Raw genomic sequence first — 22617 nt, forward strand, 5'->3', positions numbered from 1 at the left:
AAAAAACTGAGTAAAACTCAGTTTTTAATATTAATTTTATCTTGAATTTTTTAAAACCGTTAACTCTATTAATTCATTTTGAAATGCTTTTAATAAAGCTTTTTCTAATACTTTTTCTGTATCAAAATTTTCTATATCCATACATACTGCAAAAACCTTATTAGTTTCACCTATAGCATTCTTATAAGTTAATGTAACATTTGGTTTATCATATTCTGTCTTTAGTATCTTTATGCCCCAACTTAATGTTGCATAATCATCTTCTATTGTTAATTTACTTGTTTGTTTTAATCTTTGTTCCTCTTTTATAGGATCTGTAATAATGAATAGTTCATCTCCAACTTTATATTTAGACATACTGTACTACAAAATTCTTATAAATTTTGTAGATTCACCTCCCCAAAGTAGTAAATTAATTTAAATCTCTTTTATATTTTATCATTTTTTTCCTTTTATTTCAATTAATATAAAAATTTCCTTTTATTTTTTTATCATTTTTACTATTTTTTTATGTTATAATTATCTTATTATAAGAATTTTCTAAATAATATTAATATTGTTATAATTAAGTATATTCAAACTTATTAATAAATAATGATTATTAATATTTAATTAATATTAATTGACATTAATTCTTTTTTACGATAAAATTATATTATAATTAGAATCGAAAGGATGTTTAAGTATGGATACTATAACAAAAATATTTAAAGAAAAAAAATTGAAATTAACGCCGCAAAGAATTGCTGTATATAAATATCTTCAAAGCACATGCGATCACCCATCAGCAGAGGTTATCTATAAAGCTTTACAAGAAGACTACCCAACTATGAGTCTTGCTACTGTTTATAAAGCTTTAAAAACTTTAGCAGAAGTAGAACTAATAAATGAATTCAACGTAGGAGAAGGAAACTTCAGATATGATGCTAATCTTTCTGACCATGCACATATACAATGTGTTAACTGTTCAAAGGTTGAAGATTTTACTGGAATAGACTTAAATGCGCTAGATAGAGAAGCTGAAAATCTTTCTAACTTTAAAATATTAAATAGGAAGTTATACTTTTATGGTTTATGCAGTAAATGTGATACACTTTGTGAAGAATAATACTTAAGATTATGTGGAATTTTATTTTCTACATAATCTTTTTTTTACATAATAATATTAATTTTTTAGCATACTAATACATATAATCTAATAGAGGTGATTAATTATGTTTAGTAAAATAAAAAATATACTTTTAATTTTATTACTTACTATATCTATATTCACAATATTTAGTCTTATAAATAAATATAATGATGATGAAACTATCCCAACAATGGCATCTCCAGATATTTCATCATATCTTAAAGAAGATTTAAATGGGGATGGTACTGAGGATATTTTATATATAGTATCAAAAAATAATAAATATTATCTTCAAGCACTTATAAATAATAAAATATATTATTTTAATGAAAAAAGACCACTTAATTCTCTTGGCTGCTTTAATGAATATGCTCCACTTTCTATCAATTTTTTAGATTTATCAAGAGATAAAATACCAGAAATTATATTACAATCATTTGATGATGAAAATACTCCAATACAACATATTTTTTCTTTAATTGATAATGAATTTATTGATATTTTTTGTTCAACCAATAATATTATTGGTATTTTAAATTCTAAAAATAACAAAACACCTGAATATATAAGCCTAAATTCTAATGATATTGATAAAAGCTTATCAAAACACATACTTAACAAAAAAGCTCCTAAAAACATTTCATATGAAGCAACCAATTTAAAATTTTTAGAACCGATTTTAAAATTTACAAAGTATTTATCTAGTAACACTAATTTTGAAGATTATACAACTGAATCACTTTTAAATTCTAATATACATCAAATTTTCTATAAATACTTTAATGACAACATAAAAATATCTAGCACTTATTCACTTCTAGATATTTATTTTACAGATACTGATTGGAATATAAAATCAGAGCCAATAAAGTTTAATTTTAAATTAAGGTTTAAAGAAACTTCAACCGATAAACAAAATGCATTATTTGAAGTTAATTTAGAAATCATAAAATCCAAAGATCAATATATAATTTCTAATATATATTAAAGGACTAGGTTACCCTAGTCCTTTAATATATTATTTCACCTTGTTTATACATTTCTATAACCTTATCTAAAAATCTAGCTTTTTTAGGATTTACAACACTTTTCACTATTAAAAGCATTTCTATATTTTCATCATTTATTTCATTGTTATTTTGAAAATGTCCATAAGTATCAAAATTACAATTATTTTGATCCATATTATTTAATGTATTCTTTATATTTCCCAAATCAAAATTACCAAAATCCATATTATTATTTTGATTTCCAATATTCATATTATTATTTTTCTGATTTCCCTGCATCATAGCACTTATACTATTTATATCAAAACCATCTTGATTCATAGCAGATATTAAACTCGAAACTTTTCCAAAATCTAAATTACTCCCTCGCAGCATATCTAATATTTGCGGATTAATTCCACCTTGTTGATTTCCTTCTTTATTCTTTTCTCTATGTTTCTTTTTAGACACTCACTTCCACCCCTTATGTATTATTTTTTTGTTTTTTTTGGAGGGCCTATAGCCCTCCATCTTCACTTCTATTTACTACCATCTTCTATAGAAGTAATAAGATTAAATTGCAATCACTTTGTTGATTGCTAGATTCCTGTTAAACTACTTCTGATTAGCAGAAAAAGTTTTTATTTCCACCACATAAAGATGATAATAATATTAATGAAAATATATCATTGTTTCCACATCCATTATCACATCCACAGTGATGATCATGGTGATGGCTATGATGATGTCTTGAACTTCTACTTCTGCAACAGTCATGATGTCTTCTATCATGTCCACCAAATATATTATTATTTCCACCACATAATAGTAATAATAATAATAAGTTGTTTCCATTTCCATTACCACAGTTTGATTTGCACCCGCAATTTGTTGGGATATTACATCCACAGTTTGTTGGGATATTACACCCACAATTTCCTTCGTTATTTACTCCGTTTAAAATTTCATTTAATTCCATGAGTTTGTCCTCCTCGTTTTTTAATTTATTTTGTTTTGTTTTATAGTATATACTATTCTCTCTTATACTTTTTGCTACTTAAATTTCAAAAAAAATAAATTTTTTAATAAAAAAACAGACTGCATACTTAATGCAATCTGTTAAACTATTTACTTTAATTTAAATATCATTATTTTTTTCAAGATTCATAGCAAGTGTAAGATATTTCAAAGATTCACGAATTTCACCTATTACATGATACATCTCTGCCATCTCTATATAACGCTCTCTCTTTTCCTCAACAGTAGCAAACTTTATTAAAACATCTGTAGCTAAATTCATATTCATTTCCCATGGTATTAAATTCCTTTCTACTCTATCAAGCCTTGCTTTATATAAGTAACTTTTTTCAATTAAAAAATGATTATCAAGTTTTATAGATAAATCTAAAACTGCTTCACAATACATTTTTGCCTTTTCAATTTCTTTAGCATCTAATAATATCTTCACTATAGATATTATCAATTCTATATAACTATAGATATCATCCTTATTAACATTATCTGTTGTATTTTTTATAATACTTATAGCTTCATCTTTTTGACCTTCTAGAATATAAAGTCTTGCCATCATTATATTTATTTTAGAGTACTTTAAACTACTCTTATCATCATAACTATCAAAAAGCTTTTTGTAACTTAAATATTCTTTGTTAAGATGCTTTTTAATTACTGCTAATAATCCATTTACTAAAACAATTTGCTCTTGTGATTTAATTTTATCTTCTAAATATAATAATTCTTCTAAAAGTTCTTCCGATTCATTATATTGATTATTTAAATAATAACTTATTGAAAGAAGTATACTATTTTCAATGTAGCAGTTCATCTTACTTGAAATTGTATAATTGAATATATGATTTCTAGTTCTATTAAAATATGTTATAGCATCACTATAATTTCTTCTAACTAAAAAATACTTTGCTAAATCTTCATAATATAACTGTTCTTGTGCTTCATTTAAATTGTTAAATTCACTATATAGGTTTATTAAATTTTTAATATCCCCAAACTTTCTTCTTTTAGTATATTCTGAAAACAGTATGTGAATAAAACTTAAAGCTGCTGATTTATATTCTTTTACTAAACAATAATCTATTCTCTCTTTTATATTAGTAAAATCTATATCTAATAGCATCTCTTTATCTTCATAAACTTTAATACTATTTTCTAGTTCCATAATATCATCAAATAACAAATACTTTATATCTAAATTTAAACGCATTGCAACCATTTGTAAAATCCACTCATCAGCTTTTATTTTATCATTTTCAATGCAACTCATTTTTGATATAGATATATCTTTTTGGCATAACTCTTTTAATGTTATCCCCTTATAAATCCTTGCTCTTTTTATCTTTTCCCCTGTTGATAAGAAGTTCATATTTACCACCTATTTACCCAAAAGTTTTATTTTTTTATTATTCCTATTTTTTTGAGACTTTCTATTCCTTTATCAAGATACTTAGCTGACTCGTAATCTCTTTTTGAATCTAAATAAAATTTCCCAAGTATTATACATATCTCTGCATTTCTTTTATCTAAATCATTTTTTTCAGATATATGAAGCATATCAAGTAATACAAATTCAGCTTTCTCCATATTATCTTCAAGTAATGCAACTCTGTAATTTAAAAAATTATAATCTAAAACCTTTTCTATATCATCAAAATTTATGATACTTTTAATCTCATTTAAAATAATATAACATTTATCTATTTCTTTGAGTTTTATATGATTTTCACATATATTTATAAATGTATCTACAATCCTTTGATCATTCATATCTAATCTCATTTTTTTTGCTTTTTCATAATGAATAAATGATTCTTCGATATTATCAAATTCATAGAAGAGTTTACCAAGTGAATTTTCTATTTCTGCTATATTTTCATCTTGATTTAATTCTTTATATATTTCTAAACTTTTTTTAGAATATATAATAGAGCTTTCAACATCACCATCTTTATTATACTCTTCACTCAATAGTGCAAGTGTTTTAGCATATTTTTTCTTATCGTATACTTTCATAAATTCTTCTTTAGCTAAGAATGCAAAATTCATAGCTTGTCTTATATCATCTAATAAAAAATATGTCTTAGATAAATAATAATGTATTTCACCAAGTAATGTATCTTCTGTGAGACTATGTGCTAAATAAACCTTCTCTGCCTCTTTCAAATATGAATTTGAAGAATGATACGCTTTTGATTCTAAACTTAGTTTACCTACCTTTAGGTACGTATGTACCATATCTGTAAAACTTGATGTTTTTATAAATAATACATTTGCTGCTAAAAAGAATTGTTGCGCTAATGTAAAATCTTCTTCACTTAAGTATATTTCTGCTCTTAGGTATAAATTCTTTGCTTTTCTATACTCTAGATTATACTTTTCAGCATAATATAAGGCATTTTCAATGTATTGCTCCGCTTTTATTTTATTACCCTCTAAAATATACCTTTCAGCAGTTTGTTCAAAGAATAAGCATATCTTTTCTGCCTGTGTTTTCTCAGACTCCATAAGATATTCTACTGTTGTATCTAAACTTCCTGCTAAATATTCTAATAAATCCATCGAAGGATTACTTCTACCGGATTCTACTAAGCTAATTTGTCCTGGTGTAATTCTTTCACCTGCCAAATCTTTTAAAGTCATATTTAGCTCTTTTCTTTTCCTCTTAATTTTTTCACCTAATGCTAATATTTCCATAATCCCATCATCCTTTAACCCGTTTTTTCATAAACTTAGTTATATATTCCTTATTATATCACATTTTTCGCTCTATTTTTACAACTATTCTTTAAGTTTCTTTGAATTTTTATCTTCTTATGCAGAAAAAAAGAAGAAGTTTGTCACCTCTTCTTCTATATAATTACTTTAGTTTTGATTTTAGTTCTTCACAACCATCTTCTAATACACATGATACTTTTCTACAAACTCTTTTAATTTTTCTTTGTGTCTTTCTGTCCAAACTAGGTATTAATGCAACACCAATTGTTGCTCCAAGAACTGTTCCAGCTACTATCCCTTTAATTAATTTACTCATAACAAAGCACCTCTTTCTTATTAATTTCTATTAGTTCTTTATTATTATTAGCACTTTAATCTTATTTTATTTTAGTAGTTTACTGGAAATTTTTTTCTAATGTATTATCTGTATCTTTATAGTTCCAACTCCAATATATATTACTCTTAATTACTACTAACTCCTATATATTAAGTTAATGAATCTATAACTTCATAAACTCTATTTAAGTTTTTTGCACCTGTAAAATTAGCTAGATATTCAACCGCACTTGTAAGTACCATTACAAGTTCTCTATTTCCTTGCCAATTTTCTAATAAAACTTCAATTTCTACATCATCAATCATTCTATTTAATGCAAATAAAATAATTGCAATATCATCAATCTTCCCAAGAATAGGAATCTTATCTGGAAGAATATCTACTGGTATAATTGTATATCCAAGACTTACAGCCATTATAACCTTAGTTTTCTTCGGCACTCTACTATCTTTAAATAGTCTTGCTATAAGTGCTATTATATCTGGAACAAACATTATTATATCCTTATATTCTCTAGCCTTCTCTGGTATCTTCTCTATAACTTTTTCTCTTCCTTCTGTATACATATCCTCTATTTTATTAACTTCAAGATTTAATATATAATCATCTTTTTCCTCTGGTGTAAGTAAATCTTCATCTAATGCTACTTTCTCTGAAACAACTATTTGAGGTTTTGATGAAATCATATCTCCAAGCAGTAAATCTATATTTCTTGCTGTTACAGATATAAATTCATTTTCTATCCTTGCATCTACTAAATTAAATTTAATTACTTTAACCTCTTCTAAAATTTTAGATATATCTATACTTATCCTATCACTTGCAAGATTTATTCCTCTTTCTTTAAATCCTTTTAATGCAAGTTTTAATCCTATCTTTCTAAAAGCTTTCATTACACCTATTTTCATAAGTGATACTTTTTTTAGTCTTATTGTTAAATTATTATCCTCAACCTCTATAATATCTACACTTGCTTTAAAGCCAAGTGCTAATATCTTTTTAAATGAACCAACTACTTTTAATTGATTATTTTCAACTAAAACATCTTTTATAGTAAGTCCTTCTACTTTAACAAAATCATTTATTATACTCTTAATATCATTTCCACTAAGTTTTGTGCTTATTTCTGATATATTCATTGCACCCTCCAACCATTATTTTATATTTATTAATTTATTATTTACAAAGTAATCTAACTCTTCATATGTATTATTAAATTCTAGCCTTATATCATTATTTATAACCTCTATATTTTTTAAATCTAATTTTTCAAATTTCTCATTTATTTTTTCTATATCTATAGAAATCTCTTTTCCAGAAATCTTTACATACTCATCTAGCACTTTACCTTTATACTGCTTAGAAATTATTTTCTCTACAACAGAAAATAAATTTATTTTTAAAGCTTTAATTTCTTTAATCTCTATATTTAATTCGTTTTTATTTTTCATTTCTAAACTGCAACAAACAAAAAAATCTACTGAAAACACTTTTTTTATACTTCCCTTTAATAAAATATCATCTTTCCTAATTTCTATCTTTTTTATTTTTATCTCATCACTCTTAAATTTAAAATTGCAAAAGTTTATTATGTCATCCGCTTCTAAATATATAAAATTATTATAAACTCTCATTACCTATCCCCTCTTTAAATAACTAAATTTTTCCTACCCTATTTGATTTTAACATTTTTTTATATAAGGTGCATTTATATATTCTAATTACACTAAAAAATCCCACCTCCACAGACTGATGAATTTAATTATTTCATCACTCCATAAAGGTAGGATTGTATCAATTTGTTACACTATTTTTATTATATAAGCTTTTCTAATATATCTAATAACTCTTTAAATCTATCTAATGTGTCTTCTAGTGGCTTTGATGATGTCATATCAACTCCAGCTTCTTTTATAGCATCAATAGGATATTTACTACCACCTGCTTTTAAGAAACCTTTATAATCATCAATTGCATTTTCTTTACCTAAAAGTATAGATTTTGCAAAAGCTGATGCAGCTGCATACCCTGTTGCATATTGATAAACATAAAAATCTGAATAGAAATGTGGAATTCTTGCCCACTCAACCTCTATATCTTTATCTACTATCATTTCTGGCCCAAAATATCTTTGATTTAACTCAATCCACATATCATTGTATTCTTTTGCTGTTAATGCTTCACCATTTTCAATTGCTTCATGTGTTAAAAGCTCAAATTCTGCAAACATAAGCTGTCTATATACAGTAGTTCTTATCTGCTCAAGTTCTTGATTAACTAAATACAACTTTTTACTTTTATCTGTTTCTTTATTAATTAAATCATTAATAAGAAGTATCTCATTAGTTGTAGAAGCTATCTCTGCACTAAATATTGTGTAAGATGCATACATATATGGCTGAGTTTTTCTTGAATAATAAGAATGTATAGAATGACCCATTTCATGAGCAAGTGTACTTACATCATTTAAGTCATGATTATAATTAAGTAACACATATGGCATAGTATCATACATTCCACTTGAATATGCACCACTTCTTTTTCCTTTATTCTCATAAACATCTATCCATCTTTTCTCTACACCTTCATTAAATATAGAAATATACTCATCACCAAGTGGCTTTATTCCTTCTTTAACTATTTCTAAAGCATCTTCATATTGAATCTTTTCTCTCTCTATATCAACTACTGGCACATATAAATCATACATATGCATTTCACTTAGCCCTAAAAGTTTCTTTTTAAGTCCTACATACCTATGAAGTAAATCTAAATTATTATTTATTGTTTTTACAGAATTATAATATACCTCAAGTGGTATATTGCTTGGTGATAATGCTGCATCTAAAGAATTTTTATACTTTCTTGTTTTAGCAGAAAATATATATGCCTTTAGTGAACTTGTAAGACTTGTTGATATAGTATTTTCATATTTTCTATAAGTCTTAAATAATGATTTAAAAGCTTTTTCTCTTAAAACTCTATCTCTACTTCTTATATAATTACCATAACTACCTTCTGTTAGCTCTATAAGATTACCATCTTTATCTTCTATACTATCAAAATCTATATCAGCATTAGTTAAAATTCCGTATATATTTTCAGGTGCACTAAGACAATCTGAAACACTCGCTAAAATTTCTTCAATCTCTTTAGTTAATACATGAGGCTTTTCTTTAAATATATCTAAAAATAAAAACTCATATATTTTAAGACTTTTTGTATTTCTTATCATAGACATAAACTTTCTTTCATCTTTTGCAAGTATTTCTGGCTCAAAAAATGATACATAACTAGCAAACTGAGCATAAAAACTTTCTATTCTTGATGATAAGCCTTGAAACTCTGTATTAGAAGTATCTTCATGACTACGCATATTTGCATATACATAAAGCTTTTTAACCTTTCTTGATAATCCTTCATAAGCAAGTAGATAATTTAAAATATTTTCTTTTTTATCAAGCTTACCCTCAAAGTCCTTAAGTTTTACTGATTCTATTTTTACATACTCAAACTCTTTATTCCAAGACTGTGTATCTAAATACATTTTTTCAGTATCCCATTTATATTTAACTTCAATATCTTTTCTTAGTTTTAAACCATTACCCAATAAACTCACACCCTTTTATACTATTTTAGTATTATATATTCGATACTATTATTTATATTCCTCTTCTTTGCCTTGTATATCTTCAAATACTTTTTTCATATTCTCATCTAAAAGCACACAAATTTCATTTATTATAGTTCTCATCTTTTCATGTTCAATTTCTTCATTATAATCAAATTTTATATTCCATGTAGGATTAAATTGGTCATCATCTTCCTCAATCTTATAATTAAGTTTTTTAAATGCATCTATATTGAATAAATCAAATATTGCAGAGAATTCCCACTCTTCGACATCTCTTTTTGTATTAAATACTACATTAACTTCATTTTTATATACAAAAAATTTCCTTACATATTCTGCTCCCTCTTCAACTGAAAAGCTCCCAAGGTTTTTACCTAAAAATCCAGTTTCATTATCCTTTTCCATTAACACTAATGCTGAAAAATCCATTATTATAATCCTCGCTTTTATTTAAATATTTTTCTTTTATCAATATATCTTAACAATTTACCAAATATAATTCAAATAAATCTACCATTTTACTAATAATTCTAATATAATTTAATTACCATATTTTTACAGTGAGGTGTTTATGAAAATTAAATCAAAAAAAATCAAAATTTTCTCTATCTTATTATTAACATTTTTATCAATTTATATCATAGCAAATAAAAGTTACATAATTTATAAGTGTAAATCTCCCGATTATGCTCTTTCTTATTTTGCTATAAATAATAATGACTATAAAATAAATGAACTACTTGACCACACACTTATATTTTCAAGTGATGACCTTTTAATTTATAATATTACAGCTATAAATTCTGCTTCATTTGAATTTGCAGAAGAATTTACAGTTAAATTAAAAAATAAAAATTCTTCTTGGACTCTAGATTCTATATCTCTTAAAGATTAAGTTGCAAATACTTTGCATCTAGTTGTATAATATAAAATGCAATACAAATGCAATATATTTGTAAAATATCATTAGGGGTTGATTATACTTGATACAAATTAAAGATTTATATTTTTCTTATAATGGTACAAAACCTTATAATTTAGAAAATATTAATATAAATTTACCAAAAGAAAACTACATTTCTATAGTCGGAGAGAATGGAAGTTGTAAAACAACACTTTTAAAACTTATACTAGGCTATCTAAAACCACAAAAAGGTAAAATTTTAAAAGATTTTAAAAGCATTGGTTATGTTCCTCAAAGACTTGAAAACTTTAACTCTCAATTTTCTATAAGTGTTTTTGAAATTTTAAAATGTCATTTAAAGGCATTAAAAATAAAAGACTTATCTGAAATTGATAGAGTTTTAAAACTTGTTAATATGATTGAATATAAGCATACTCTTATCGGAGGTCTATCTGGTGGACAGCAGCAAAGAATTTTTATTGCCAGAGCTTTAATTGGTTCTCCAGACCTTCTAGTACTTGATGAGCTCTCAACTGGGATTGATGAGAAAACACAATTTGAAGTTTATTCTTTAATTTATGAACTCACTAACTCTAAAAAATTGACTGTTATATCTGTTGAGCATAACAAAGAAAAAGCTATAAAGTATTCGTCTCTTATTTTAGAGCTTAAATTCGCTAATGCACATTTATATACAACAGAAGAATACTTAGATTATTACAATAAAAGTTTAAGGAAGGTTACTTAAAATGTTAGATTTATTTCAAATTGAATTTATGAGACATGCTTTTATGGCAGGCATAATAATATCACTACTTTGTCCTTGTATAGGACTATTCTTAGTTCTTAAAAGATATTCTATGATAGGTGATACTTTATCACATTCTTCATTTGCAGGTGTTGCTATAGGTCTTGTAGCTGGAGTTAATCCTCTTATTACAGCCTTCATATTTACAACTCTTTGTGCAGTTATTATAGAGGTTCTAAGAACTTACTTTAAAAAATATTCAGAACTTGTTATGTCTATAGTTTTAACACTAAGTCTTGGTATAGCAATAGTTTTAGTTAGTTCTGGAAAATCATCAGCTAAAGTTGATTCCTACCTCTTTGGTAGTATTTTAACTGTATCTAAATCTGATTTGTTAATAATTGGATCAGTAGCTTTAATATGCTTTATCTGTATCTATTTTTTATATGACAAATTAGTATATACAACATTTGATGAAGAAGGTGCTAAAATATCTGGTATAAATACTAAACTTGTAAATTATATATTTACAATAATGGTCGGTGCAACTATATCAGTTTCTATAAGAGTAATGGGTATACTTGTTATCTCATCAATCATAGTTGTTCCTGTAGCAACTGCTATGCAATTTAAGAAAGGTTTTAAAACTACATTATTCCTTTCTATGTTTGTTGGGTTTATTGATATAGTTGTGGGATTATTTACATCTTACTACTATGATACAGCTCCTGGTGGAACTATAGCGCTTACGTCTGTAGCCATTCTTATAATATCACTTATGATAAATAGAAAAAAACTCTAGCTATTAAAAGCTAGAGTTTTTTTAATCCTCTGAACATTCCTTACATAAACCTTTAAGTTGTAACTTGTGATCTGTTAATTTAAATCCTGTCTGCTTTTTTAAAAGTTCTTCTATTTGTGTCATAGGACAAGCTACTTCTATCTCTTTATGGCATAAGTTACATTCAACGATATGATTATGCTTATGTCTTTTTATTGTGTAAGTGCTTGTTCCATCTTCTGCAAATATTTTATCTACCATACTATTTTTCTCAAATAATTCTAAAGTTCTATATACAGTTGATAGATTCAAATCTTCTTTCTTAATACAAACTTGAAATATATCATCTGCACTAAGATTCTCTTCAGTGTTCAGAAGCAAATCATAAATCATGACTCTTCCTTTTGTTATTTTTATATTCTTAAGTTTTAATACTTCTTTAATTTCCATATAAATTTAACTCCTAAAACTTCTTTTCCTTTATTATATCACAAAATATAAAATATAAAATTTTATCAATTTATTAATCTTTTAATTAGCATATTCTATTGAAAACCTTTTAATGTTAAATTTATTTTAAAATTATCTTTAAAATACATTTTTTGTTTGATTTTGTAGTAAATATATTGTATATTAATATATATGCTACACATTAATTTATTTGTATAGCACATATAAGGATTTATTAAAAGGAGAGTAAAAATTATGAACTGTATTATAGCACAATCTGGAGGTCCTACATCTGTAATAAACTCAAGTGTTTATGGAGTTGTAAAAGAAAACTTCGATATAAAAATATATGATAATGTTTATGGAGGTCTAAATGGAATAGAGGGAATCCTTGAAAAAAGAATAATCAATCTTTCTTCTATGGATACAGAAAGGCTTGAAACATTCAAAAACTCACCTTCATCTGGTCTTGGCTCTTGTAGATATAAATTAAAAGATTTTAACAATACTGAAGCCGAGTATATAAAACTTATAGAAATTTTAAAAGAATTAAGAATTACTACATTTTTCTATGTAGGTGGAAATGATTCAATGGATACGACTGCTAAGCTTAGTGAATATGCAAAGCTTAAAAATATAGATATAAAATTTATAGGAATACCTAAAACTATTGATAATGATTTAAAATATACTGACCATACACCTGGGTTTGGTAGTGCAGGTAGATTTATTTCAACATCTGTTCTTGAAAGTTATCTTGATTCAAAAGTATATAGTAACAATGGAATTTTCATCCTTGAGGCTATGGGGCGTGATACGGGTTGGCTTGCTGCTACTAGTGCACTTGCTACACTTAATGGTAAAAAATGTGCTGATTTAATATACCTTCCTGAAATAGCATTCTCTAAAGAGAATTTTTTAAAGGATGTTTCAAGATTATTTAAAGAAAATAACCATGTATATATAGTTGCCTCTGAGGGAATTCGTGATAAAGATGGTATATTTGTAGCTGAGGCTGATAGTACAGGTCATGATAATTTTGGACATGCCCAACTTGGTGGTGTTGGTACTACACTTAAAAATCTAATAATAAATGCTGGTATCACTGAAAGAGTTAAATCTTTAGAACTTGGTGTATTACAAAGATGTGCTATGCACTGCTCATCTAAAGTTGATTTAGCTGAAGCTGAAATGGTAGGGCGTGATGCTCTTAAATATTCTAAAAATTGCCTTAGCGGTTTAATGGTTGGAATAAAAAGAAACAATACTACACAATACACTTCTGAATCATTCCTTATAGAAGCTAATAAAGTTGCTAATGATGTTAAGTACTTCCCTGCTTCTTGGATAAATGTAGATGGTAATGGTATTACAAAAGATGCTATATCTTATCTTTCACCACTAATAAATGATTTTAGTATGAATGATATAGAAACTCATCTTCCAAATTACGACAGTTTTGCTATCTAAAAAACAGCTAGGTTTGCCTAGCTGTTTTTTTGCTTTAATATATTATTTTATTTTTACTTTCACTTATATCCTCTAAAACATTTAAAAACTCATCAATTTCATCAATACTATTATATAAACCAAGACTTATCCTAACAAGTCCTGGTCTTTCTAGATTTTCATCATATAAATATTTTTTAGTATCTTGATCTTTAAGTCCAAGCAGTCTTTTAACATATGAATGTGCACAAAAACATCCACTACGAACCGCGATCCCTCTAATATCTGATAATTCTTTCGCTACAGTTCTATGATCTTTACCATCTGCATTAATACTTAATAATGAAAGTCTATTTTCACAATCTCTACAACCATATTCTCTTATATTTTTTATATCTCTAACTCCAGCAAATAAATATTTCTTTAACGCATCTTCATACCGCCCTATATTTTCCATCCCAAGTTCTTTAAGTTGTATAATGGAGCTAACTATTCCTACAACTCCAAAAAAATTAGGTGTTCCCGCCTCATACTTTTCAGGAATCTCCCCCCAATATTCTTCATTATCAAAAACTATATTAACTGCTCCTCCACCTCTCAAAAATGGTTTTTTATTTTTAATTAAACTTTTTCGCGCAATTATAACTCCTGTTCCCATAGGTGAATACATTTTATGACCTGAAAAAACTAAAAAATCTATACTTTCATTTTCAATTATTGGAGATATTTCAATTTTACTATGTGCTATAATTTGAGCTGCATCTACCACTATCATAGCACCATTTTCATGAGCTATTTTAGCTATTTTATTTATAGGATTTATATAGCCAGTAACATTTGATGCCGCAGTTATTGTAACAACCTTAATATTATTTTCTTTAATAATATTATCTAAATTATCATAATTTAATTTTCCATCTTCATCAGTTTCTAGATACATCATCTGCGCAACATTTCGCCATGGTAAATCATTAGCATGATGCTCCATTCTTGTTGCTAAAACCTTTTCTTCTTTATTATCTATTAATATATTTGCAAGTAAATTGATTCCCTCGGTTGTATTTTTAACATAAATAACTGTATATTCCCCATCATCTTTTACGTTAAAAAAGTCTAAAACTACATTTCTTGAAAATTCATAGGTAGCTGTTGTTTCTATACTCTTTAATCCACTCCCTCTCCCTATAGAACCATATGTCTCCATATATTTAATTACATTCCCTTTAACTAATTTAAATGCTGGAGTGGTTGCTGCATTATCAAAATTTATCGGAACTATCTTGCTCCCATCTTCTTTTTGGATTTCAGTATCAACACCAACAAAAAGCTTTCTATATTCTCTATTATCATCCCTCATATCATTACCTCCAATATATTATACTCATCTATTAGATAATTCGTTCTTTTAATATTCTTATGTAAAGATATTCTATTCACTTTTCCTTTTCATAAGAATATAAATTTGAAATTACCTACTGTTGTTAGTATAATTATTTTAGTGTTTATATTAGATATACATATAATCTAGTGTAGAAAAGGAGTTATTAACATATGATTGTTTTAAGTTGTAAAAATATTAAAAAAAGTTATGGAATAGATGAAATATTAAAAGATATCACATTTAATATAAATGAAGGAGATAAGGTTGGTTTAATTGGTGGAAATGGAGAAGGAAAATCTACACTTTTCAAAATTATAACAAAGCAACTTTCTAGTGATTCTGGTGATTTATTTATAGATAGAAATAAATCTATCGGATACCTATCTCAAACATTATCACTTGATGAAGATAAAAGTATTTATGATGAAATGCTATCTATCTTCCCTAGAATACTAGAACTTGAAAATAAATTAATAAAACTTGAAGTAAAAATGGCTGAGCCATACGACCCAAGTAAAGAGGAATACCATACTAAACTTATTAAGGATTATACTACATCACAAGAAATCCTTGAAAATATAGGTGGTTATACTTATAAAGGAGAAATTTCTCGTGTGCTAAGAGGTCTTAGCTTTTTTGAAGGTGATTATAATAAAGTAATCCACTCTCTAAGTGGTGGACAAAAAACTAGAGTGGCTCTTTGTAAGCTTTTACTTTCAAAGCCTGATATTTTACTTTTAGATGAGCCTACAAATCATTTAGACTTAAATGCTATAGAATGGCTTGAAGAATATCTTAAGGCTTACAAAGGTACTGTCCTTGTAATCTCTCATGATAGATTTTTCCTTGACTGTGTTACAAGTGCTACTTGTGAATTACTAAGTGGAAAGATTTACTTCTATAATGCTAGTTATACAAAGTTTATAGAACTTCGTGAAAAAGATATTGAAGCAAGAGCTAAAGCATATAAACTTCAGCAAGTTGAAATTAAAAGACAAGAAGACATTATTGAAAAATTCCGTTCATTTAATAGAGAAAAAAGTATTAAAGCTGCTGAAAGTAGAGAAAAAGTTCTTGATAAAATGGAGCGAATAGAATCTCCTGAAACAGCTGGACGTTCTACTAATATAAAATTTGAAACTGATATAAAAAGTGGTAATGATGTTCTTCATATAGAGAATATTTCAAAAAGCTTCTCTGATAAAAAACTTTTTGAAAATATTTCTTTTGATGTTAAAAGAGGTGAAAAAGTTGCTTTAATTGGAGAAAATGGTAGAGGAAAAACTACTCTATTCAAGATGCTACTTGATAAAGCTACTTATGATAGCGGTTCTATAACGCTTGGTAGAAATGTTGTAACTGGGTACTATGATCAAGAGCAATCTGACCTAAATCTTAGTAAAACTATAATTGATGAAGTATGGGATGCCTTCCCTAAAATGACAACTACAGAGCTTAGAAATGCTCTTGCATCTTTCCTATTTACAGGTGATGATGTATTTAAAGAAATTTCACTTTTAAGTGGTGGGGAAAAATGTAGAATTAACCTACTTAAGATAATGCTATCAAAATCTAATTTCCTGCTTTTAGATGAGCCTACTAATCATCTTGATATTCTATCTAGAGAAGCCCTTGAAGATGCTATTCTTAGCTATGATGGAACTCTTATTGTAATATCACATGATAGATATTTCTTAAATAAGGTAATTTCAAAAATTGTTGAACTTGAAGAAACATCATTAAATACTTATCTTGGTAATTATAGTTATTACTCAGAAAAGAAAGAAAATCCTAATAGATTTGAAACTTTTACTATTGATAATCCTGATAAAACTAAAACACAAGTAAAAGATGAGCGTAAAAAGAAAAAGGAACAAGAAAAACTAGTAAAAGCTAGTAAAAATAAAATTAAACTTGTTGAAAATGATATTAATAGTACAGAAGAAGAACTAACTACTTTACAAGAAGATTTATGTAAAGAAAGTATTTACTCAAATCCTACTGAAAGCGAACGAGTAAATAGAGAAATTTCTCTATTAGAAGAAAAGCTTGCTAGTCTTTATGAAGATTGGGAAAACATACAAGAATAAAAAAGGTGGTTGCAAATAGCAACCACCTTTTTTAGAGTAAAAAATAAATTTTATACTATTAAATTATCTACATCTATATCTGCAAAGAACTTTTTTCACAGCATCTTCAGCCGCTTTATCTATCATTTGCTTTAAACATCTATCCATTTGTCTTAATTTGTTTATAACATATATTCTTTGGCATTTTGTTGCCTCAGTAATACAAAATTCTTTACATGGATAATATTCTGGACATTCAAAAACACATTCATCAACAATTTGTTGAACTCTATATAATCCATTCTCTAAGCATCCAAATTCAACCTTACCATTACAATCTGTTTTTTGGCTAGTTACTAATTTTTCACAACCATTTTCAATTGTGTATAAATTAAAAGGAACTCCACTTATTGGTTCTCCATCTACACAATTTAAAATTGAAAAAATTTCAACTCTTCCCATTGATGGTAATGGTTTATATACAGGTCTACAACAACTCATACAACTAGGATCAATTCTATCCTCTAAACACTCATCACACTCATCTTCTTTTTCTTCTTTACACCCACAATTACATGGATCTACCCACTCGCCATTTTGACAATTCATATATTCTTCAAAGTTCATAACTCTACCTCCTAAGTTTATTTAAATATTATGACTTTACTTAATATATATATATGTCGATTAATCTCTTAGGGTGCTTATTTTTTTATTTTACTTTCCTTTCCATCATCAATTATTTTCTCTGCAAGTCTTCGATACATATTAGATTTATTTATTAAAGTTGTAACTATTAATAGTTCACTATTTTCTTCATTCCCCTTTATTTTTTCTTTCATAATACTATCAATTTTTCTTATCTCATCTTCAAAATCCTTAGAATTTTCAATATTAATCTCAATATAATTTTTATAAGTATCTTCAATAGAAACATTATCATTTTTTTCTATATTATCAGCTATACTCTCAAGTATCTCTTTAATATCAGATATAGATAATCCTCCTTTTAGTTGATATATCATATTTATAAGCATTATATGTTCCTTTGAATATTTTTTTTTGTTAACAGGCATTAGGAGTTTTCCTTTAACATAATTATTTATCATAGTTTTTGTCATTATCTTATCTTCATCATTTCTTTTAAAGCTATCAAGTTTTGATTCAAAAAGTTGTATAACTTGATCCATATAAAGGTCTATTTCGGGTATGTCTTTAATTTCTATATTATTTAATAATTTTAATTCCTGTATATACTCTTCTATATTTTTCATTCCAACACCGCCATATGTAGTTATTAAAACTAGATTTTATATTAATTATATCAGAAATTAAATAAATTAATCAAAAAATCACAAAAATTTTATTGACATCGATATTCTTTTAAGCGATAATCGTATTATAGCATATAGTTTTAAAAACTAGATGTCGAATTATAGATATTAATTGATAGGAGTTATTAAAATGAAAAAAACTAAAAAACTAAAATTTAGAGAACCAATAAATGGATTTACACATCTTGTAGGTGCTATATTATCTGTAATTGCATTAATTGTATTAATTCAAAAAGCAGAAACTTTTAATATTAATACAGACCTTGGTATTATTTCTGCAATTGTATTTGGTGTAAGTCTTATACTTTTATATAGTGCATCAGCATTTTATCATTTAGTTATTACTAGTAATGAGCGTATAGCATTTCTTAGAAGACTTGATCACTCTATGATTTTTATACTTATATGTGGAACTTATATTCCATTTTGTTTACTTGTACTAACTGGTAGCACTAAAATAATTTTCACCTCTGTTATTATTTTAATGACTATAGCAGGAGTAATATTCAAAATGCTTTGGTTCAACTGCCCAAGATGGCTTTCAACTGCTATTTATATTGGAATGGGGTGGTTTGCAGTGCTTTTAATCTCACCACTATATCATACAATTTCTCTAGCTGGTGTATTTTGGCTTGTTGCTGGTGGTATTGCCTATACAATAGGTGGTGTTATCTATGCTATTAAACCTAAATTTTTAGAATTTAAATATCTAGGATTCCATGAAATATTTCATTTATTTATTATGCTTGGAAGCCTAGCACATTTCATTTGTATATACTTCTATGTTTTTAGATAGAAAAAACCTACACTACAAACTTCGGTTTATAGTGTAGGTTTTATTATTTATATGATTTTACAGATTTTACAAAAGCATTCATTGCATTTGATAAAAATTTGTCTTGATGATAGATAAACTTAAAATCTCTTTTAATATTATCTATCCCAGTTATTTTAATTTCCTCAAGTATACCCTCTTCTATTTTCTTTTGTGCACATATATATGGCACACAAGCAATTCCAAGTCCTACCTCAACTACTTTTAAAATAGCCTCTGTACTACCAAGCTCCATCATTATATTATAATCAGTCTCTTTAAGTTTAAGAACACTTTCAACAATGTCCCTTGTCCCACTTCCAAGTTCTCTCATAATAAGTGACAAGCTACTATCTTCTCTATATTTATAATCTTTTGATTTTATAAATATTAATTTATCTTTTATAATATCTTCTTCTATAATATCACTACATTTAATTTTACCTTCAACGAATGCTACATCAACAGTATTATCTAATAGCATTTTTTCTATTGAAGTTGTATTTTCTATCACAACAGAAATCTCAACCCTCTCATTTTCTGTTAAAAATTGCTTTATAATCTTTGGAAGAACATAAACTCCTATAGTAGTACTTGCACCTATTCTAATTTTTCCATTTATATTATCACTAGAATTTTCTAAAACAATTTTAACTTCATCATAAAGATTAAGTATTCTTTTTGTATATTTCAAATAAACTTCACCCTCATATGTCAAATATAACTTTTTACCTATTCTATCAAATAAATTTACTCCAATTTCTTTTTCAATTTCTTTAATTGCTTGACTTACTGATGGCTGACTTATGTAAAGCTTCTTCCCTACCTCCGTCATATTAAGAGCATTTGCTGTTTCATAAAATATATTTAATTTTCTAAAATTCATATTCTTGCCTCTAATCTTTTTTTATATCTTCAAAATCAACATCTATAACTGTTCCATTGAAGTGATCTTCTTTATCAATCTTTTCTTTAGCATTTTCAGGAGTTTGTTCCTGACTAAAATGAACTGTCTGATTTTGTTCTTCTTCAAACTTTTTAGCCATTTTTTTAATTTTATACCTTGAGTAAAATACAAGTCCTACGACTATAATCACTAATGGTATCAATAAATATAGAAACACTTTTGCAACGAAAAATGCTATAACTAAAAATATTATTATCTTTATTATACTCTTCATAAAAACCCCTTCATTCTATCAATATTTTAACTAATTATATCATAGTAAAAAGAGTTTTTAAAATCTTTAAATATTTATTTATAATATTTCATATTTTAGTGAAAAATAATTATAGATATTAAAAGAAAAGAGGACTTAATATAATGAAAAAAATAATTTTAATAGTATGCTTAATTTTTATTACTTTTCCAAGTGCAACAATATTTGCAAATACATTAACAGAAAAGTCAATATACTTGACCTTTGATGATGGAATATCTTCAAAAGTTACCAATGAAATTTTAAATATTTTAGAAAGTGAAGGTATTAAAGGAACTTTTTTTATAATGGGTAACACACTTAAGGAAAATACTACTTGTTTAAATAGACTAATAAATGATAATCATGCTATAGGGCTTCACTCATTTTCTCATAATAGAGATATTTTATATTCTTCTAAAGAAGCTTTTATAAATGAAATGACTAAAACCAATGATTTATTATTAGAGCTAACAGGTACTACCTCTAATATCATAAGATTTCCTTTTGGAACTTATAATGATACATTTAAACTAAGTAAACCATTTGAAATTGCTGTCCATGATAATAACTTTAAAATTTACGACTGGAATGTAGATTCTCTTGATGGGCAAAATCCATATAATACAGCCTATAATATCTATAAAAACTCAATAAGTAAAAAAGATAATATTATTCTTTTAATGCATTGTACAGATTTAAATAAAAATTCTGTTGTAGCTTTAAAACAAATTATTGATTATTATAAATCAAATAATTATGTGTTTAAAACTATAACAACTGATACTCCTGAAATGTATAAACTAAAAAATGATAGAGATATTACGCCATAAAAAAAGCACACTTTTTAATAATACTAAAAAGTGTGCTTTTCTTATAAATATTTTTTTTCAAGTTTTATTATTTTTTCTAAATACATATTAATTTCTGATATATTTATATGTTTAGAAAATTCAATATTTAATAACTCTTTATCTAAATTAGCTAAATTGTTTTTAGCAAAATTAAATACTACTCTATCTTCCTTATCTATATGTCTTTCTAACAAATGAACATATTCCATAGAATTTGATATTATACTAAGTCTTGCTCTATCATCACCATCTTTATATTGCTTTATAGCCTCTTCTAATGATGCTACAAACATTCTTCCTTGATCATGTTCTACTAGCATCCCATACTGTATAGTCTTTCTTATAGCTTCTGGAAGCTTTTCTACCATAACTTTAAATAACATATCTTCTTCTTTTTTATGGTGTATCTTATCTGCATAATTCCTAATACAATCAATTATAATATTAAAGTCATTATAATCTATCTTATTACTATCAGTTAATACTAAATAATTCATTTCTTTTATAACTTCTAAAATTCTTTCAACATTTCTATGCTCATCTTTTAAAAATTCTATTGCGTCCATAAAATTACCTCTTCTCTTGTAAATTATAAAAAACAAGGATATAGCTATGCTATATCCTATTTAATGATGAATGTATTTGTATCCTCATCATCATATTCTTTATTTTCTTCTTTTTTATTAGTCTTTTTGTCATAAACTAAAGATGCTATTAGTGCAGCAGTTGCTAAAGCTAGTATTGTTGCTTTACCTTTTTTTATTTTCATATAAATTCACCACCTATTTTATA

At 26.1% G+C, this 22617-nt stretch carries 27 protein-coding genes; 9 read left to right on the top strand and 18 right to left on the bottom strand.

Going from position 1 to position 22617, the window contains the following annotated elements:
• Positions 1-36: 36 nt before the first annotated feature.
• On the bottom strand, positions 37-357 hold the full coding sequence (locus tag Q0V15_RS02880; RefSeq protein ID WP_297435816.1) for a hypothetical protein: 321 nt from the start codon (positions 355-357) through the stop codon (positions 37-39).
• A 328-nt stretch (positions 358-685) separates the two neighbouring features.
• On the opposite strand from Q0V15_RS02880, the gene Q0V15_RS02885 reads away from it, so the two are divergent.
• Positions 686-1108, top strand: coding sequence for a Fur family transcriptional regulator (locus Q0V15_RS02885; protein ID WP_297435818.1), 423 nt, complete (start codon positions 686-688; stop codon positions 1106-1108).
• Positions 1109-1214: 106 nt separating this feature from the next.
• Complete coding sequence (locus Q0V15_RS02890; protein WP_297435819.1) at positions 1215-2120, top strand: hypothetical protein; 906 nt, start codon at positions 1215-1217, stop codon at positions 2118-2120.
• A 22-nt stretch (positions 2121-2142) separates the two neighbouring features.
• Here Q0V15_RS02890 and Q0V15_RS02895 read toward each other — a convergent pair whose 3' ends face one another.
• From Q0V15_RS02895 to Q0V15_RS02935, 9 genes are all read right to left on the bottom strand, one after another.
• Positions 2143-2592 carry a hypothetical protein gene (locus Q0V15_RS02895; RefSeq protein WP_297435821.1) on the bottom strand — a complete coding sequence of 150 codons (450 nt, stop codon included), beginning with the start codon at positions 2590-2592 and terminating at the stop codon, positions 2143-2145.
• 154 nt (positions 2593-2746) lie between these two features.
• Positions 2747-3100, bottom strand: a complete 354-nt coding sequence (locus Q0V15_RS02900; RefSeq protein ID WP_297435823.1) for a hypothetical protein — start codon at positions 3098-3100, stop codon at positions 2747-2749.
• A 159-nt stretch (positions 3101-3259) separates the two neighbouring features.
• Positions 3260-4522: a helix-turn-helix domain-containing protein gene (locus Q0V15_RS02905; protein WP_297435825.1), complete on the bottom strand. Its 1263-nt coding sequence runs from the start codon at positions 4520-4522 to the stop codon at positions 3260-3262.
• Between the two features lie 26 nt (positions 4523-4548).
• The gene (locus Q0V15_RS02910; RefSeq protein ID WP_297435827.1) at positions 4549-5850 is read right to left on the bottom strand and encodes a helix-turn-helix domain-containing protein; all 1302 of its coding nucleotides are present in this window, start codon (positions 5848-5850) and stop codon (positions 4549-4551) included.
• Positions 5851-6013: 163 nt separating this feature from the next.
• Positions 6014-6187, bottom strand: coding sequence for a YtxH domain-containing protein (locus tag Q0V15_RS02915; protein ID WP_297435828.1), 174 nt, complete (start codon positions 6185-6187; stop codon positions 6014-6016).
• Positions 6188-6357: 170 nt separating this feature from the next.
• Positions 6358-7347: a YkvA family protein gene (locus Q0V15_RS02920; protein ID WP_297435830.1), complete on the bottom strand. Its 990-nt coding sequence runs from the start codon at positions 7345-7347 to the stop codon at positions 6358-6360.
• A 15-nt stretch (positions 7348-7362) separates the two neighbouring features.
• Positions 7363-7842, bottom strand: coding sequence for a hypothetical protein (locus Q0V15_RS02925; RefSeq protein WP_297435832.1), 480 nt, complete (start codon positions 7840-7842; stop codon positions 7363-7365).
• 182 nt (positions 7843-8024) lie between these two features.
• A complete protein-coding gene (pepF, locus tag Q0V15_RS02930) occupies positions 8025-9818 on the bottom strand; it encodes an oligoendopeptidase F (protein WP_297435834.1) in 1794 nt (597 codons plus the stop codon).
• A gap of 48 nt (positions 9819-9866) precedes the next feature.
• Positions 9867-10271 carry a DUF6762 family protein gene (locus tag Q0V15_RS02935; RefSeq protein WP_297435836.1) on the bottom strand — a complete coding sequence of 135 codons (405 nt, stop codon included), beginning with the start codon at positions 10269-10271 and terminating at the stop codon, positions 9867-9869.
• Positions 10272-10413: 142 nt separating this feature from the next.
• Between Q0V15_RS02935 and Q0V15_RS02940 the strand changes: the two genes are divergently transcribed.
• The 3 genes from Q0V15_RS02940 (at position 10414) to Q0V15_RS02950 (ending at position 12296) form a co-directional block, all read left to right on the top strand.
• The gene (locus Q0V15_RS02940; RefSeq protein WP_297435838.1) at positions 10414-10737 is read left to right on the top strand and encodes a hypothetical protein; all 324 of its coding nucleotides are present in this window, start codon (positions 10414-10416) and stop codon (positions 10735-10737) included.
• Between the two features lie 88 nt (positions 10738-10825).
• The gene (locus Q0V15_RS02945) at positions 10826-11494 is read left to right on the top strand and encodes a metal ABC transporter ATP-binding protein (RefSeq protein ID WP_297435840.1); all 669 of its coding nucleotides are present in this window, start codon (positions 10826-10828) and stop codon (positions 11492-11494) included.
• Position 11495: 1 nt separating this feature from the next.
• Positions 11496-12296: a metal ABC transporter permease gene (locus Q0V15_RS02950; protein ID WP_297435841.1), complete on the top strand. Its 801-nt coding sequence runs from the start codon at positions 11496-11498 to the stop codon at positions 12294-12296.
• 21 nt (positions 12297-12317) lie between these two features.
• On the opposite strand, the gene Q0V15_RS02955 is transcribed toward Q0V15_RS02950, so the two are convergent.
• Positions 12318-12725, bottom strand: a complete 408-nt coding sequence (locus Q0V15_RS02955) for a Fur family transcriptional regulator (RefSeq protein WP_297435843.1) — start codon at positions 12723-12725, stop codon at positions 12318-12320.
• Positions 12726-12980: 255 nt separating this feature from the next.
• On the opposite strand from Q0V15_RS02955, the gene Q0V15_RS02960 reads away from it, so the two are divergent.
• The gene (locus tag Q0V15_RS02960; RefSeq protein WP_297435845.1) at positions 12981-14195 is read left to right on the top strand and encodes a 6-phosphofructokinase; all 1215 of its coding nucleotides are present in this window, start codon (positions 12981-12983) and stop codon (positions 14193-14195) included.
• A gap of 34 nt (positions 14196-14229) precedes the next feature.
• Here the strand turns inward: Q0V15_RS02960 and Q0V15_RS02965 are convergent, their stop codons facing one another.
• Positions 14230-15531 (bottom strand): aminotransferase class V-fold PLP-dependent enzyme, encoded by a 1302-nt coding sequence (locus Q0V15_RS02965; RefSeq protein WP_297435847.1) that lies wholly within the window; start codon positions 15529-15531, stop codon positions 14230-14232.
• A gap of 194 nt (positions 15532-15725) precedes the next feature.
• On the opposite strand from Q0V15_RS02965, the gene abc-f reads away from it, so the two are divergent.
• Entirely contained in the window at positions 15726-17645 is a 1920-nt protein-coding gene (abc-f, locus tag Q0V15_RS02970; protein ID WP_297435849.1) for a ribosomal protection-like ABC-F family protein, read from the top strand.
• 63 nt (positions 17646-17708) lie between these two features.
• Here the strand turns inward: abc-f and Q0V15_RS02975 are convergent, their stop codons facing one another.
• The gene (locus tag Q0V15_RS02975; protein ID WP_297435851.1) at positions 17709-18251 is read right to left on the bottom strand and encodes a prealbumin-like fold domain-containing protein; all 543 of its coding nucleotides are present in this window, start codon (positions 18249-18251) and stop codon (positions 17709-17711) included.
• 77 nt (positions 18252-18328) lie between these two features.
• Positions 18329-18898 carry a DUF1836 domain-containing protein gene (locus Q0V15_RS02980; RefSeq protein ID WP_297435853.1) on the bottom strand — a complete coding sequence of 190 codons (570 nt, stop codon included), beginning with the start codon at positions 18896-18898 and terminating at the stop codon, positions 18329-18331.
• Positions 18899-19088: 190 nt separating this feature from the next.
• Here Q0V15_RS02980 and Q0V15_RS02985 point away from each other — a divergent pair, with 190 nt between their 5' ends.
• Entirely contained in the window at positions 19089-19754 is a 666-nt protein-coding gene (locus Q0V15_RS02985) for a hemolysin III family protein (RefSeq protein ID WP_297435855.1), read from the top strand.
• 43 nt (positions 19755-19797) lie between these two features.
• Here Q0V15_RS02985 and Q0V15_RS02990 read toward each other — a convergent pair whose 3' ends face one another.
• Both Q0V15_RS02990 and Q0V15_RS02995 read right to left on the bottom strand, forming a co-directional pair.
• Complete coding sequence (locus Q0V15_RS02990; protein ID WP_297435857.1) at positions 19798-20658, bottom strand: LysR substrate-binding domain-containing protein; 861 nt, start codon at positions 20656-20658, stop codon at positions 19798-19800.
• A 10-nt stretch (positions 20659-20668) separates the two neighbouring features.
• A complete protein-coding gene (locus tag Q0V15_RS02995) occupies positions 20669-20953 on the bottom strand; it encodes a hypothetical protein (protein ID WP_297435859.1) in 285 nt (94 codons plus the stop codon).
• A gap of 143 nt (positions 20954-21096) precedes the next feature.
• On the opposite strand from Q0V15_RS02995, the gene Q0V15_RS03000 reads away from it, so the two are divergent.
• Positions 21097-21804 (top strand): polysaccharide deacetylase family protein, encoded by a 708-nt coding sequence (locus Q0V15_RS03000; protein WP_297435861.1) that lies wholly within the window; start codon positions 21097-21099, stop codon positions 21802-21804.
• Positions 21805-21845: 41 nt separating this feature from the next.
• Here the strand turns inward: Q0V15_RS03000 and Q0V15_RS03005 are convergent, their stop codons facing one another.
• On the bottom strand, positions 21846-22391 hold the full coding sequence (locus Q0V15_RS03005) for a hemerythrin domain-containing protein (protein ID WP_297435863.1): 546 nt from the start codon (positions 22389-22391) through the stop codon (positions 21846-21848).
• A gap of 56 nt (positions 22392-22447) precedes the next feature.
• A complete protein-coding gene (locus Q0V15_RS03010) occupies positions 22448-22594 on the bottom strand; it encodes a hypothetical protein (RefSeq protein WP_297435865.1) in 147 nt (48 codons plus the stop codon).
• Between the last annotated feature and the right edge of the window lie 23 nt (positions 22595-22617).

Source organism: uncultured Clostridium sp. (genome assembly GCF_947036855.1).
In the GTDB taxonomy this organism is placed as follows: Bacteria; Bacillota; Clostridia; order Clostridiales; family Clostridiaceae; genus Sarcina.